The sequence below is a fragment of the Mycobacterium sp. genome, assembly GCF_049683935.1.
Taxonomy (GTDB): domain Bacteria; phylum Actinomycetota; class Actinomycetes; order Mycobacteriales; family Mycobacteriaceae; genus Mycobacterium.
The window spans coordinates 1-14,576 of the sequence record NZ_JBAUJR010000458.1 but is presented as its reverse complement, the minus strand read 5'-3'; the positions used below and the strand labels follow the sequence as shown (position 1 = coordinate 14,576).

14 protein-coding genes and 1 pseudogene are annotated in these 14,576 nt (G+C 66.3%); 12 read left to right on the top strand and 3 right to left on the bottom strand.

What is annotated here, in order from left to right; all coding sequences use genetic code 11:
• Nucleotides 1-340: pseudogene (locus WA965_RS25590) on the bottom strand (hypothetical protein); the annotation flags it as partial.
• Between the two features lie 740 nt (nucleotides 341-1,080).
• Between WA965_RS25590 and WA965_RS25585 the strand changes: the two are divergent.
• Entirely contained in the window at nucleotides 1,081-1,872 is a 792-nt protein-coding gene (locus WA965_RS25585) for a universal stress protein (RefSeq protein WP_526300946.1), read from the top strand.
• A 38-nt stretch (nucleotides 1,873-1,910) separates the two neighbouring features.
• Entirely contained in the window at nucleotides 1,911-2,558 is a 648-nt protein-coding gene (dosR, locus tag WA965_RS25580; RefSeq protein ID WP_526300988.1) for a hypoxia response regulator transcription factor DosR/DevR, read from the top strand.
• Between the two features lie 30 nt (nucleotides 2,559-2,588).
• Here the strand turns inward: dosR and WA965_RS25575 are convergent, their stop codons facing one another.
• Together WA965_RS25575 and WA965_RS25570 are read right to left on the bottom strand one after the other, a co-directional pair.
• On the bottom strand, nucleotides 2,589-3,581 hold the full coding sequence (locus WA965_RS25575; RefSeq protein WP_526300948.1) for a nitroreductase family protein: 993 nt from the start codon (nucleotides 3,579-3,581) through the stop codon (nucleotides 2,589-2,591).
• A gap of 90 nt (nucleotides 3,582-3,671) precedes the next feature.
• A complete protein-coding gene (locus WA965_RS25570) occupies nucleotides 3,672-5,324 on the bottom strand; it encodes a glycoside hydrolase family 13 protein (protein ID WP_526448194.1) in 1,653 nt (550 codons plus the stop codon).
• A 118-nt stretch (nucleotides 5,325-5,442) separates the two neighbouring features.
• On the opposite strand from WA965_RS25570, the gene WA965_RS25565 reads away from it, so the two are divergent.
• From WA965_RS25565 to WA965_RS25520, 10 genes are all read left to right on the top strand, one after another.
• Entirely contained in the window at nucleotides 5,443-6,465 is a 1,023-nt protein-coding gene (locus WA965_RS25565; RefSeq protein WP_526300950.1) for a LacI family DNA-binding transcriptional regulator, read from the top strand.
• Nucleotides 6,466-6,582: 117 nt separating this feature from the next.
• The gene (locus WA965_RS25560; RefSeq protein ID WP_526300952.1) at nucleotides 6,583-7,893 is read left to right on the top strand and encodes an extracellular solute-binding protein; all 1,311 of its coding nucleotides are present in this window, start codon (nucleotides 6,583-6,585) and stop codon (nucleotides 7,891-7,893) included.
• On the top strand, nucleotides 7,890-8,822 hold the full coding sequence (locus tag WA965_RS25555; RefSeq protein ID WP_526300954.1) for a carbohydrate ABC transporter permease: 933 nt from the start codon (nucleotides 7,890-7,892) through the stop codon (nucleotides 8,820-8,822). The genes WA965_RS25560 and WA965_RS25555 overlap by 4 nt, the downstream gene beginning before the upstream one ends.
• Nucleotides 8,819-9,646, top strand: a complete 828-nt coding sequence (locus WA965_RS25550; RefSeq protein ID WP_526300956.1) for a carbohydrate ABC transporter permease — start codon at nucleotides 8,819-8,821, stop codon at nucleotides 9,644-9,646. Before WA965_RS25555 ends, WA965_RS25550 begins: the two co-directional genes overlap by 4 nt.
• A gap of 3 nt (nucleotides 9,647-9,649) precedes the next feature.
• On the top strand, nucleotides 9,650-10,849 hold the full coding sequence (locus tag WA965_RS25545) for an ABC transporter ATP-binding protein (RefSeq protein WP_526300958.1): 1,200 nt from the start codon (nucleotides 9,650-9,652) through the stop codon (nucleotides 10,847-10,849).
• A gap of 20 nt (nucleotides 10,850-10,869) precedes the next feature.
• The gene (locus WA965_RS25540) at nucleotides 10,870-12,129 is read left to right on the top strand and encodes a DUF4032 domain-containing protein (protein WP_526300960.1); all 1,260 of its coding nucleotides are present in this window, start codon (nucleotides 10,870-10,872) and stop codon (nucleotides 12,127-12,129) included.
• A gap of 76 nt (nucleotides 12,130-12,205) precedes the next feature.
• The gene (locus tag WA965_RS25535; RefSeq protein ID WP_526300962.1) at nucleotides 12,206-12,610 is read left to right on the top strand and encodes a TOBE domain-containing protein; all 405 of its coding nucleotides are present in this window, start codon (nucleotides 12,206-12,208) and stop codon (nucleotides 12,608-12,610) included.
• Nucleotides 12,607-13,353: a molybdate ABC transporter substrate-binding protein gene (modA, locus tag WA965_RS25530; RefSeq protein ID WP_526300964.1), complete on the top strand. Its 747-nt coding sequence runs from the start codon at nucleotides 12,607-12,609 to the stop codon at nucleotides 13,351-13,353. Before WA965_RS25535 ends, modA begins: the two co-directional genes overlap by 4 nt.
• A complete protein-coding gene (locus WA965_RS25525; RefSeq protein WP_526300966.1) occupies nucleotides 13,350-14,159 on the top strand; it encodes an ABC transporter permease in 810 nt (269 codons plus the stop codon). Before modA ends, WA965_RS25525 begins: the two co-directional genes overlap by 4 nt.
• A partial coding sequence (locus WA965_RS25520; protein ID WP_526448193.1) for an ATP-binding cassette domain-containing protein occupies nucleotides 14,156-14,576 on the top strand: 421 nt, incomplete at its 3' end. The genes WA965_RS25525 and WA965_RS25520, both read left to right, overlap by 4 nt.

Genomic DNA, 14,576 nt, shown 5'->3' with positions numbered 1-14,576 from the left:
GAGTGGGCGGGCTGGCTGGCGTCGCACCCGAGGACGATGTGGACACCGACGCCGGCGGGCGTGGCGGCACCGGAGGCGCGCCTGCCGAGGAGGAGCTGGCGGGAGGCACGACCACCGGAGGTGTCGGCTGTCCCGGACCGGCGGTGAACGAGGTTGCGGCCCGCTGCAGCGACTGCGGGATGTCGGCCGGATTGGACACGATTTGCTGAAGGATCCCCACACACGGCACCCCGCCACGGACAGGGTCAGCGTCAGCCAACGGGCTGAACATCGGGGCGCTCAGAAAAATCCCTGCGCTGCCCAGCATGACGACGACCATGCCCTTCTTGGTGCGTGACATGTGCTCCCAGTCTCTCTACATCCGGCCGAACGAATTACATGCGTGTAGTTACGGTGCTTACTGAACCGACAATTTCCGCATTTGCCTCCGCGACAATTCTGGCGTTATGCAACTGTTGCGAATGAGAAGCGATCCCGTCATCAACAAAACCCGCTGACCTGGGCATATAAATATTCGGTCGCCATCGGGGAATGGTCCTGTTTCGAACGGCAAGCGAAGAGGTCTCCGAGGGGCCTCGCCGCCTCGCACCGCGCCGGGCAAGTACGTTCCCTGATCTGCTGCAGTCGAAATCCGATCCCCTTCCAATCGCGGCCGCCACCACGTTGGCACCGCGGGCGCGGCGGACTGCAGCAATCTCGGCGGCCACCCTCCGTTCCCGGCCGACGACCTCTGGTCGGGTGTGGTCGCCGCTGCTGACGACGAGGGTCGGAGGGGCGCAATCGCGTGGCAAACGGAGTTGCTGACCACCTGACGAAACACGCCACCGTCGACGCCGTGATGTTCCGCGGCAGGGACCAATGGCCCTGTACGTGAGCGCCGCAGACGAGCACTGTGGGTGGTGCACCGAACGGAGATCACGATGCCCGCGACCCAGCTTGACGCCCGACGCTCGGCCAGACACGGCTGTCGCCCGATTCGAACTTCACGCCCCTGCGGCCAGACCGCCCGAGCGACCGGCAAACGTCTCAATTCACCAGTGGCACAACGTGTTGGGTAGCAACGCCAGACCGTGCGTCGTAGTGGGAATCGACGGCTCACAGTCAGCTGTCGACGCAGCGTTGTGGGCGGTCGACGAGGCCGTCGAGGCAGACGCTCCGCTGCGTCTGGTTTCCGTGATCGAGCCGACGGGTGAGTCGGAGATCGATCCCCGCGACCAGGCGCGCCGGATGGCCACCGCTGAGGTGGCGGTGCGCTACGCGCTGACCGCGGTGGAGTCGACCGAACGGCCCGTCGCCATCGAGCTCGAGATCCTGCAGGGACGTCCGGTCCAGGCGCTGCTGGAAGCCGCCCGCTCCGCAGTCGTGCTGTGCGTGGGTGCACGGGGGCTCAAACACGCGACCCAGGGCCGGATCGGTTCGACTGCTGCGGCATTGTCGGCCGCGGCGAGGTGCCCGGTGGCGATCGTGCGGACACATCGCCCCCATAGTGGCCGGAGCCGGGCAGTGGTGATCGAGGTCGACGAACCTTCGGAAATCGATTCGGTGCTGCATCGCGGCCTGGAGGCAGCGCGACGCCGGGGAGCTCCGGTGCGCATTCTCACGACCGGGCGGATGCATTCCGATGCTCACGCACAGTGGCAGCGCCGGCTGGCCGAGTGGCAGCGCCGTTATCCCGATCTCGACATCGCCTCAGTGAGCACCCAGGGGGGCGCATTGGATTACCTCACCGCGCATGCCGACTCGATTCAGCTGGTTGTCATCGGCCGTCGACGTCGCGGTGGAGTCGGGGCGTTTGTGGGGGCACCCGGCAATGTCGCCCTGCGCGACACCGATTGTTCGATAATGGTCTGCGAACCGAACCACGCGCTGTGATCGGCGCCGATCCAGAGGAGAATGACGTCGCACTCAAGGTGAGGGTTTTCCTGGTCGACGACCACGAAGTCGTCCGGCGCGGCCTGATCGACCTGCTCGGCAGCGATCCCGAGCTCGACGTCGTGGGCGAAGCCGGTTCGGTCGCAGAGGCGCTGGCCCGGATCCCGGCGATGCAACCGGACGTGGCCGTTCTCGACGTTCGGTTGCCCGACGGTAATGGGATCGAACTGTGCCGAGACCTACTCTCCCTGCTCCCGGACCTTCGGTGCCTCATGCTCACCTCCTTCACCTCCGATGAAGCGATGCTCGACGCGATCCTCGCCGGTGCCAGCGGCTACGTCGTGAAGGACATCAAAGGCATGGAATTGGCGAACGCGATCAAAGAGGTCGGCGCCGGCCGATCGTTGCTCGACAACCGGGCGGCTGCGGCCCTGATGGCCAAACTTCGTGGCGAAGGGGAACGCTCCGATCCCCTGTCGGATCTGACCGATCAGGAGCGGGTGCTTCTCGACCTGCTCGGTGAGGGACTGACCAACAAACAGATCGCTGCGCGAATGTTCCTCGCCGAGAAGACCGTCAAGAACTATGTGTCACGACTGCTGGCCAAGCTGGGAATGGAGCGTCGCACCCAGGCTGCGGTATTCGTGTCCAAACTCCAGCGACCGCGCCAACCCGGTGCCGAGTGACCGGCTGAGTCCTCCGGATAAGGACTTCCATCACGTCGGCGACCAATCATCGAGCCGTGCAACCACTTCCGATAGATCGCGGCGCGGCGTCGACGGCAGCGGATCGGCGTTGATCGGCGCCCACCCGATCCGCAGCAGCATCTGCGGATAGCCGTCTGCGCCGAAGACCTCGCGGCGCACCGCCTCGCGGGTGTCCGCGATCTCGAGCGGCTCGGTGATCGGGCAACTCGCCAACCCCAGAGCCGTAGCCGTCAGGAGCACGGTGCTGGTCACTTCACCCGCACGCAACCGCGACATCGGGTCGTCACCCACCGTTCCAAGCGCGAGGACAACCGCGTGGTCATCGGCCGGCTCCGTGTTGGGTGGCTGCAACAGCACTCCACCCGCGAACGCCCGCACGGGAATCGGCCCGGAGCCGTCAACGCCGGGGACACTTCGTGCGGGCACCCCGGCGGTCGATGCGTACCGCCCGCTCCACGTGGCCAGTTCACTCAGATATTGCTTGTCGGCGGCGTGCCGCCGCGCTGCTTCGGTGACAACTCGCTGCAAACCCGCAAGGTCGTCGACCCGGCGAAGGGTGACGCCCCCTCTGGCCGCCCGCGCACCCATCAGCGCAATATCGCCGCGCGGCACCGGCCACGAGCTGTAGTGCCGCCGGTCGGTGCGGCGGCGGGGAATCGCCGCGGCCAGCGCCACGTCGACATCGGCCGCGGGATAGCGGTGCAGTTCGAGCACGGCGAGGTGATTCGGCGCGGCCGGGTTCGGGAAGCGGTGAACTTTGGACTGCCACCCCAACGCCGCCAGCGCCACCACACAGTGATTGAGTGTCGCTCCACAGCTCAGCATCAAGTCACGGCCGTCGGGATCAGTGTGCGGCAGAAGCAGTTCCGGGTTGGCGTAGAGGTGCACGCTGCGATCACCCAGCCGCCACTGCCAGGGTTGAGAGTTGTGCACCGACGGCGCACGGACGGCCAGCGACAGCGCGGCACCGATCGTCTCGGAATCCGGAAAGTCCGCGTTCACCCCGCCACCCCCTTCAGAAGTCTTCGTTGCCTTCCAGGGTGCTCCGGGAAGCCGCCGACTGAAGAGGGCACAAAGACCCCTCCTGGGTCACTACTTCGGCGACTGCCCGGAGGCGAGCCACACGGCCGTGTCCGGGGGCAGCGTCCCGTCGACACCCGGGGCCGACGACAGCACCACCGAAAGCTCCCTCGGCAGCAGCACTCCGGATTCGCCGGTGTTCACCCAGCACTGTGCGCCGCCGCGCTCGAATGCAGCGACGTCGGCCGCTACCTCCAGCCACGTCACGTCGCCGGTGTCGCGCCACAGTTCCGGCCGCAGCCGCAACGCGTCCCGATACAGGTTCAGGGTCGAATTCGGGTCACGATCCTGAGCCTCGACACTGTGCTCCGCCCAGTGCCCAGGTTGAGGGAGCCACGTGGCGGCGCCGTCATCGGGTGCAAATCCATAAGGCGCGGATGTGTCGCTCCAAGGCAACGGAATACGGCATCCGTCCCGGCCGACATCGGTGAACCCGGACTGCACCCATGCTGGGTCCTGGCGCGCGTCGTCGGGGAGGTTCTCGATCTCTTCGAGAGCCAGTTCCTCACCCTGATAGACATAAGCCGTTCCCGGCAGCGCCAACTGCACCAGAGCGGCGGCGCGGGCGCGGCGGCGGCCGAGCTCGTGGTCGGGTTCCTCGCCGGCCCAGCGTGCTCGCTCCCAGTCGGTTTCGATCAGGTGCATCGGCTGGGATCGGGAGAACCGCGTCACTGTGCGGGGCACGTCGTGGTTGGACAGCACCCAGGTCGGCGGCGCACCCACTGTCGCCGCCGCGCCGATCGCGTCGTCCACCACGGAGCGGAGGAGCTCAGCGCGCCAGGGAGTCCGCAGGAAGTCGAACTGGAATGCGGTGTGCAGCTCGTCAGGCCGGAGGTATCGCGCGAGCCGTTCATTGCTCGGTACCCACGCCTCGGCGATGAAGATCCGCTCGGGTGAATACCGGTCGGCCACCGAACGCCACCCGCGATAGACCTCGTGCACCCCGTCCTGGTCCCAGGCCGGGTGCCCTTCGTTGGGCTGGACGAGGGTCTGCGCGACATCGGCCGTATCGACCGCGTCCGGCAGATCCGCCTCTTTGACCAGACCGTGTGCCACATCGATGCGGAAGCCGTCGACGCCGCGGTCGAACCAGAACGCCAGGATGTCCTCGAACTCGCGGCGCACCTCTTCGTGTTCCCAGTTGAGGTCGGGCTGACCGGGAGCGAAGAGGTGTAGGTACCAATCACCATCGGCGACTTGTGTCCATGCGGGGCCGCCGAACACGCTCTGCCAGTTGTTGGGCGGGAGCGCACCGTCGTCGCCGGTCCCCGGACGGAAGTGGTAGCGCTGCCGCGCCCCCGGCTCGTCACGAAGCGCCGCGCCGAACCATTTGTGCTCATCGGAGGTGTGATTGGGCACGATGTCGAGCAGCACCCGGATCCCGAGCGCGTGTGCTTCGGAGATCAGTGCCTGCGCCTCATCGAGGGTGCCGTAGGCGGGTTCGATGTCGCGGTAGTCGGCGACGTCGTAGCCCGCGTCGGCCATCGGCGAGGGATACCACGGGTTGATCCAGATGGCATCCACACCGAGTTGCGCCACATAGGGCAGCCGCATTCGCAGGCCGTGGATGTCACCGATGCCGTCACCGTTACCGTCGGCGAAGCTGCGGATGTAGACCTGGTAGACGACGGCGGTCTGCCACCAGGACGGAACGACGGGAACCACGGCACTCCTCGAGGAATCTGCGCAAACGTTTTCGTCACCAGAATCACCATGTCTTTTGGTCATGTCAATCAGAGAAGCGCCAGCGCAAATAGTTACGTTCTATTACGGTGGGGTTTTGATGATCCCCAAGCAGACGGTCAACATGACCGATGTGGCACGGCGTTCGGGTGTGTCGATCGCCTCGGTGTCACGTGCGCTCCGTGGCGAGTCCGGGGTCTCCCCCGCCACCCGGGAACGCATTCTGTCCGCGGCGCGCGAGCTGGCATACGTGGTGTCCCCCGAGGCTTCGCGCCTGTCGGGTGGGGCCACCGGCCGAGTCGGCGTCGTGGTGCCACGCGTAGACGCGTGGTTCTACTCGACGGTGCTCGCCGGGATCGCCGGCCAATTCGACGCTGTCGGCATGGATCTGGTGCTCTACGCGCTGCCGGACGCCGCTTCCCGCTACCGGTTCTTCGAGGCGCTTCCGTTGCGGCGCAAGGTGGACGCGGTGATCGTTGCCTCGGTGCCGCTGACCGCCCGTGAGCGCACTCGCCTGGACCAACTCGGGGTGCCCACCGTGTTCGTCGGCGGACATCACCCCGGCGACAGTCACCCCTGGGTGGGCGTCAACGAAGAGTTGGCCGCCCGACAGGCCGTCGGGCACCTGGTACGCATCGGCCACAGCGACATCGCGATGATCCAGGCCCGAGACGAAGAAGGCACACCGTGGGCGACCAACGAGGGACGCATCCGGGGGTTCCACCGGCAGGTCGACGAGGCCGGCCTGGCCGACGAGATCGTGGTCACCGCCGAATGGGGCATCGACGGCGGCGCGCGGGGCATGGAGATGCTACTGAGCATGCCGCAGTTGCCCACCGCGGTGTTCTGCCATTCCGATGAGATGGCACTCGGCGCGCTGCGCACCCTCAACAAGTCTGGAATCTCTGTCCCGCATCAAATCTCGATCATCGGTGTCGACGACCACCCGTCCGCCGACCTGAGTGACCTGACGACGGTCGCGCAGCCGGTGCGCGAGCAGGGCCTGATCGCGGCGCGTCAGGTGCTCGCTCAACTCGATCCTGGCGCGATGGAGGCACCCGAGGAGGTGACGACGCTGCCTACCCGGTTGGTCGTCCGCGGATCCACCGCCCCGCCGCGCTGAGACCGCTGTCCCATCAGCGTTGTGAACTGTGACACACTCGTCGCGTACCGAATGTGCTGCCCGTGGCCCTCATCCGGACTCGGGCGTCGTTGCAGGCTTTTCTTGGATGAGGACGTGATGAAACGAATTCAGTTCGCCGGGGGGCGACGCCGCCGCGCAATCGCGCTGGCCAGCGCGCCTCTGGTCGCGGCAACGCTGTTGTCCGGGTGCGGTAGTCAGGGCGGCCCGCCGACATTGACGTGGTACATCCTGCCCGACAACGGTGGCTCCGTGGCACGCGCTGAGCAGTGCGCGGAGGCGTCCAACGGGGCGTACCAGGTGCGCATCGAGTCGCTGCCCAGCACCGCGACGGCCCAGCGCGAGCAGATGGTCCGCCGCCTCGCCGCCGGCGATTCCTCCATTGATCTGGTGAGCATGGACGTGGTGTTCACCGCCGAATTCGCCAACGCCGGCTTCCTTCGCCCGTACACCGCAGAGGAGACCAGTCGGCTCACCACGGGAATGCTGCCCGCCCCCATCGAGACGGGTATGTGGAAGGACACGCTTTACGGGGCGCCCTACAAGTCCAACGCCCAACTGCTCTGGTATCGCAAGTCGGCCGCGGCCGCCGCCGGCGTCGATCCCGCCTCACCGACCTTCACGTGGGACGAGATGCTCAAAGCCGCTGTTGGCCAACAGAAGAAGGTCGCCGTTCAGGCGCAGCGCTACGAGGGATACACGGTGTTGATCAACGCACTGGTGCTCTCCGGCGGCGGTGCGCTTTTGGAGGACGTCGAGGCGGGCCGCAACGCCAAGCCGTCACTGGCCAGTCCGGCCGGAGAGAAAGCCGCCGAGATCGTCGGCAACCTGGGACGGTCTCCCGCGGCACCTGCCGACCTGTCGAATGCGTCGGAGGAGCAGGCGCGCGCCAACTTCCAGTCCGAGCAGGGCATGTTCATGGTCAACTGGCCCTACGTCCTGGCCGCGGCCCGCAGTGCGGCCGAGGAGGGCACGTTGCCACAAGAGGTGGTCGACGACATCGGGTGGGCCCGTTACCCGAGGGTCTCCGCTGACCGTCCCAGCGCACCGCCACTGGGCGGCGCCAACCTGGGTATCGGTGCGTACACCGAGCACCCGGATCTGGCGCTGGCCCTGGTCGAATGCATCAACGCCGAGCCCATGGCCACCCAGTACATGCTCGACGAGAGCGAGCCTTCGCCGTACGCCGCGTCGTATGACAACCCGGACATCCGCGCCGAGTACGCCAACGCCGACCTGATCCGGGAGTCCATCGCCGAAGGTGGGCCCCGGCCCCAGACGCCGTTCTACACCGACATCTCCGGCGCAATTCAGAAAACGTGGCACCCGCCGGCCTCGGTGACGGCCGAGACACCGGAAAGGACAGACGAGTTCATGGCCGACGTGCTGGCGGGGAGGCGGCTGCTGTGACCGCGGTTCAGGACGCCCCGATCCAGAAAGACCCGAGCAGGCCCGCGGCCAGTGAGCGGGTCAAGGGCGAGCGCAGGCTCGGGTTCTACCTGACGCTTCCGTCGTATGTGGTGATGCTGCTGGTCACCGCGTACCCGCTGGGCTACGCACTGGTGTTGTCGCTGTACAACTTCCGCCTCACCGATCCCGGCGGCCGAAGCTTCGTCGGACTGAGCAACTACCTCGTCATCCTCACCGACCCGCTGTGGTGGAACGACTTCGTCACCACACTGGCCATCACGGTGGTCACCGTGGCGGTGGAACTCGTGCTCGGGTTCTGGTTCGCCTTCGTGATGCTGCGCATCGTTCGGGGGCGCGGCCCGCTGCGCACGGCGATCCTCATCCCGTACGGCATCGTCACCGTGGTGTCGGCGTTCATCTGGCGCTATGCCTTCGCCATCGATTCCGGCTTCGTCAACCAGTGGCTGAACCTGTCGGGTTTCGACTGGTTCGGCGACCGGTGGTCCGCCATCTTCGTCATCTGTCTCTCGGAGATCTGGAAGACCACACCGTTCATCTCGCTGCTGCTGCTGGCCGGTCTGGTGCAGGTCCCCGAAGACATGCAGGAGGCCGCCAAGGTCGACGGCGCCACCGCATGGCAGCGACTCTGGAAGATCACGCTGCCGAACATGAAGGCCGCGATCATGGTGGCGCTGCTGTTCCGCACGCTGGACGCGTGGCGCATCTTCGACAATCCGTACGTGATGACCGCAGGTGCGAACGACACCGAGACGATCTCGTTCCTGGCCTACCGGCAGAACGTCACGTTGGTGAATCTCGGTATGGGGTCGGCGGTCTCGGTGCTGTTGTTCCTGTCCGTCGTCATGATCGCCTGGATCTTCATCAAGGTCTTCAAAACCGACCTCTCGCAAGTCAGGGGTGACCAGTGACCAAGAACACCAAGTGGTGGACGATCGCAGGCATCGTCATCGTCATCTACAGCTTCGCGCCGATGCTGTGGATGATCAGCCTGGCCTTCAAGCCACCGTCGGACATCGTCTCGGGCAATCCGTCCTTCCTGCCAAGCACATTCACCCTCGACAACTTCGCCCAGATCTTCAGCAACCCGCTGTTCACCAGGGCGCTGATCAACTCGATCGGCATCGCGGTCATCGCCACGGGCATCTCGGTCGTCATCGCGATGTTCGCGGCATATGCCATCGCGCGCCTGGAGTTCCGCGGCAAGAAGGTGTTGCTGTCGCTGGCCTTGGGCATCGCGATGTTCCCGCAGGCAGCTCTGGTGGGCCCGCTGTTCGACATGTGGCGCGGACTGGGCATCTATGACACCTGGCTGGGTCTGATCATCCCGTATCTGACGTTCGCGCTGCCGCTGTCGATCTGGACGATGTCGGCGTTCTTCCGCCAGATCCCCTGGGAGATGGAACATGCCGCGCAGGTGGACGGCGCCACTTCGTGGCAGGCCTTCCGCAAGGTGATCGTCCCGTTGGCGGCGCCGGGGGTGTTCACCACGGCGATCCTGACGTTCTTCTTCTGCTGGAACGACTTCCTCTTCGCCATCTCGCTGACGTCCACCGACAGCGCCCGCACGGTGCCGGCGGCGTTGGCGTTCTTCCAGGGCGCCTCGTACTTCGAGTCGCCGGTGCCCTACATCATGGCCGCGTCGGTGATCGTCACGATCCCCGTCGTCATCTTGGTCCTCATCTTCCAGCGGCGCATCGTCGCCGGCCTGACTTCCGGAGCAGTGAAGGGATAACCCATGGCAGCAATCACGATGCGCAACATCGTCAAGAAGTACGACGACGGCTTCCCGGCCGTCAACGACGTCAGCCTCGACATCGCCGATGGCGAGTTCGTCATCCTCGTGGGACCGTCCGGCTGCGGGAAGTCCACGCTGCTGCGGATGATCGTGGGCCTGGAGGACATCACCTCGGGCGACATGCTGATCGGCGACACCCGCGTCAACGACAAGGCCCCGCGCGACCGCAACCTGGCCATGGTGTTCCAGAACTATGCGCTGTACCCGCACCTGACGGTCTTCGAGAACATCGCGTTCCCACTTCGGCTGTCCGGCAAGCACTCCGACGACGAGATCCGCAAGCTCGTCACCGAGGCTGCGGACACCCTCGAACTCGGCGAGCATCTCGACCGGAAACCGGCCAACCTGTCCGGCGGCCAGCGCCAACGGGTGGCGATGGGCCGCGCGATCGTCCGCCAGGCCGACGCGTTCCTCTTCGACGAGCCGTTGAGCAATCTCGACGCCAAACTGCGCGGCCAGATGCGCACCGAGATCCTTCGGCTGCAACGCCGCCTCGGGGTCACCACGGTGTACGTCACCCACGACCAGACCGAGGCGATGACCCTCGGCGACCGCGTCGCGGTGCTGAAGAAGGGCATCATGCAACAGGTCGCCAGCCCGCGCGAACTCTACGACCAGCCGGTCAATCTCTTCGTCGCAGGCTTCATCGGGTCCCCGCCGATGAACTTCGTGCCCGCGCGGGTGACCGGCAACGAGATCGAACTGCCCTTCGCGACGATCCCGCTGCGCGACGAGTGGCGCGACACCGTCGAGGACGGGAAGGTCTACATCGCCGGGATCCGGCCGGGGGCGTTCGAGGACGCCGAATTCGTCGACAGCGAGAAGGGATCCCGCGGAATCACTTTCGACGTCGACATCGATGTGACCGAGTGGCTGGGCAACGAGCAGTACGCGTTTGTGCCCTTCGAAGCCACCGCGGAGATCTCCGGCCAGCTCGCCGAGCTGGCCAGTGAGCTCGACAGTGAGCAGTTGCGCACGCAGATCTGTGTGGAGTTGGATCCGTTGAGTCGAGTGCGTTCGGGCGACAAGGCCACCCTGTGGCTCGACGACGTGAGGCTGCACCTGTTCGATCCGCAGACCGGTGACAACCTCACGCGTTCCACAGAGACCCGCGGGCGGCACGCAGCGTCCACCGGCTGAGCTGCGGAACCGACACCTCGATGGCAGCTCCCGAGCTGCGGCTACGGGCCCCGTGCCCGGGATTGCTCGCGCTGCCCTGGGACCGCCCGCTGGCCGAGTGGATGGTGCCCGAGGTTCCGCTGCGCGACATCGCGGTCGGACCCAGCCGGCACCTCGTGAAGTTCGTCGACTCCGACGGCGAACTGTGGGCCGTCAAAGAACTGCCGCCGCGGATCGCCGCCCGCGAATACGACGTGCTGAGCCGGTTGGAAGAGATGGGCCTCAACGCGGTTCGGCCGGCCGGACTGGTGTTCCAACCGGACTTCGACACGGCGATCCTGCTGACCCGATACCTCGTCGGTTCGTGGCAGTACCGACGGCTGTTCATGCGACTGCCGGCCGATGCACCCAAGCACCGCGCCCGACTGTTCGACGCGATGGCCACCCTGCTGGTCGAACTGCACCGGCACGGGGTCTTCTGGGGTGACTGCTCGCTGGCCAACACACTGTTCTCCCGCGACGGCCAGGTCTTGCAGGCGTTCCTCGTCGACGCCGAGACCAGCGAGGTCCATCCGCGGCTCTCCGATGGACAGCGCACCCACGACATCGACATCACCGTCGAGAACGTCGCGGCCGGACTGCTGGATGTGGCGGCCAAACTCGAAAAGCCGGAACTGGAAGCAGGTTTCATCCAGGAAGCACTCAGCATCCGACGGCGCTACGAGAGACTGTGGGATCTGCTGCACTCCGAGCCGACCTTCGGGTTCGCCGACCGCTACCGGGTGGAGGGGACCATCCGCAGGCTCAACGAGCTGGGCTTCGCCGTCGACGAGGTGTCGCTGCAGCCGGTGAGCGCCGGCGCCGACGAGCTTCGTCTGCATGTGGCGGTCGGTGACCGCCGTTTTCACGCCACCCAACTGCAGCGGCTGACTGGGCTGGACGTCGGCGAGGGCCAGGCCCGCATCCTGCTCGGCGATATCCAGGCCTACCAGGGGCAACTCTGCCGCGAGGCGGGACACGACGTCGACGAGCGCACCGCCGCGCAACTGTGGCTGATGGAGGTCGCCACCCCGATGATGCACCGCGCGCATTCCGCGCTCGGGGGTACCGGAACGCCGATCCAGGCGTACTGCGACCTGCTCGAGGTGCGCTGGCTGCTCTCCGAGCAGGCAGGCCGTGACGTGGGCACCGAGCGGGCGCTGCAGGCGTTGGCCCGCCGAGTCGTTCCGTCGGAGTCGGCGGCACAGCTGATGGTGGTCGAAACGCCAACCGAGCCGTTCTCGGTGCTCGACGACGACTGACCCGCACACTTGTATATCCGCAAACACGGATAGAGTGAGGCTATCACTCTGCATTTGCGGAAAAGAGGACTGCATGGTGCCGGCAATTCGGATCAAGGATGCCGCTGCGCTGCTCGGGGTCAGCGATGACACCGTGCGCCGTTGGATCGATGGCGGCACCCTGGCGTCCTACAAGGACGACGCCGGGCGCAAGGTGATCGCCGGCGACGCGCTCGCCGAGTTCGCACGTGAGCACGCGTCGCCACCTCCCGATCTGCTCGGCGTCGGGAGTTCCGCGCGCAACCGGTTCGTCGGCCTGGTCACCAAGGTGACCGCGGATCGAGTGATGGCCGAGGTGCAGATGCAGTGTGGTCCGTTCACCGTGGTCTCGCTGATGAGCGCCGAGTCGGCACGCCATCTCGGCCTCGAACCGGGGGTGGTCGCCGAGGCTGTGGTGAAGGCCACCACGGTCATCGTCGAAACACCTGAGGGGACGTCATGAGATCGGTTGCCTGTGTCGCCGCCGCTCTGTGGGTTCTCACCGGATGTTCGTCGCCGCAGACCGAGAGCGCTGACCAGGTGACGGTTTTTGCCGCGGCGTCACTGACATCGACATTCACCGAGTTGGGCGCTCGATTCGAAAAGGACCACCCCGGAACGACGGTGACGTTCAACTTCGCTGGTTCCTCCGACCTCGTCACCCAAATCACCCAGGGCGCACCCGCCGACGTCTTCGCGTCCGCCGATGCGAACAACATGTCCAAGGCGGTCGACGCCGGACTGGTCAGCGGTGACCCGGTCGACTTCGCCACCAACACGCTGACCATCGTCACCCCTCCCGCAAATCCCCGCGGCGTGGCGTCTTTCGCCGATCTGGCTGCGCCGGGAACCCAAGTGGTGGTTTGCGCACCGCAGGTGCCTTGTGGATCGGCCACCGAGACTCTCGAGAGATCGACGGGGGTGAGCCTGTCGCCGGTCAGTGAGGAGTCCGCCGTCACCGACGTGCTCGGCAAGATCACCTCCGGCCAAGCCGACGCCGGCCTGGTCTACGTCACCGACGCGGTCGCCGCCGGCGATCAGGTGACCATCGTCGACATCCCGGAGTCGTCCGCCGCGGTGAACACCTACCCGATCGCGGTCCTCGAAGAAGCCGACCGTCCGGACACCGCGCAGATGTTCGTCGATCTGGTGACCGGAACCCAGGGACAGGAAGTGTTGGCAGCAGCGGGATTCGCTGCGCCATGACCAGCGCCCGGCGCCCCGGCATGGTCCAGGTCGGACTACCGACGTGGATCTACCTGCCGGCGCTGCTCGGTGCCGCATTCGTGATCGTGCCGCTTGTCGCGGTTCTGCTCAACATCGACTGGCCGCGGTTCTTTCCTTTGATCACATCCGAATCCTCGCTTGCGGCATTGGTTCTCAGTGTGAAGACGGCGAGCGCCAGCACCGCGGTGTGCATCCTTCTCGGTGTGCCGATGGCTCTTGTACTGGCACGCGGCAGCTTTCGCGGCCTGCCGGTGCTGCGTGCGCTGGTGCTGCTGCCACTTGTCCTGCCACCGGTGGTCGGCGGGATCGCGCTGCTGTACACGTTCGGTCGACAGGGACTGCTCGGCCAGCACCTCGATGTTCTCGGCATCCGGATCGCGTTCTCGACCACCGCAGTGGTGCTCGCCCAGTCGTTTGTGTCGCTGCCCTTTCTGGTCGTCAGCCTCGAAGGCGCTTTGCGCTCAGCCGGATCCGGATATGACCACATCGCCGCAACACTCGGCGCGCGGCCCACCACGGTGCTACGGACCGTGACCCTGCCGTTGGTGCTGCCGGGCCTGGTATCGGGTGCGGTGTTGGCATTCGCCCGCTCGCTCGGCGAGTTCGGCGCGACCCTGACGTTCGCCGGGTCGCTGCAGGGGGTGACCAGGACGCTGCCCCTGGAGATCTATCTGCAGCGCGAAACCGATGCCGATGCCGCGGTTGCGTTGTCGCTGCTGCTCATCGTCGTCGCCGCGGTGATCGTGATCGCCACGGCCAGCCGTCGGCTGACGGGGCCGCTGTGAGTGCCGTGCGGGTCGGAGCCCGCCTGGAGCAGCGCGGAGTCGATCTGGAACTCGACCTCGACGACGGCGAAGTGCTCGCTGTGCTGGGCCCCAACGGTGTCGGCAAGTCGACGCTGCTGCTGATGATCGCCGGCCTGCTCCGGCCGGATCACGGCCGGATCGAACTCGGCGGCACCGCCGTCACCGACACCAGCACCGGCACGTTCGTGCCTGCGCACGCCCGCGGTGTGGCGATGTTGACGCAACAGCCAATGCTGTTTCCGCACATGACGGTTGCAGCCAACGTGGGCTACGCCCCACGCTGCAGGGGCCGCTCACGGTCCGCCGCGCGCGCGACCGCGCGACACTGGCTCGAGGCCGTCGGCGCCACAGATCTCGCCGACCGGCGACCGGCACAACTCTCGGGCGGTCAGGCAC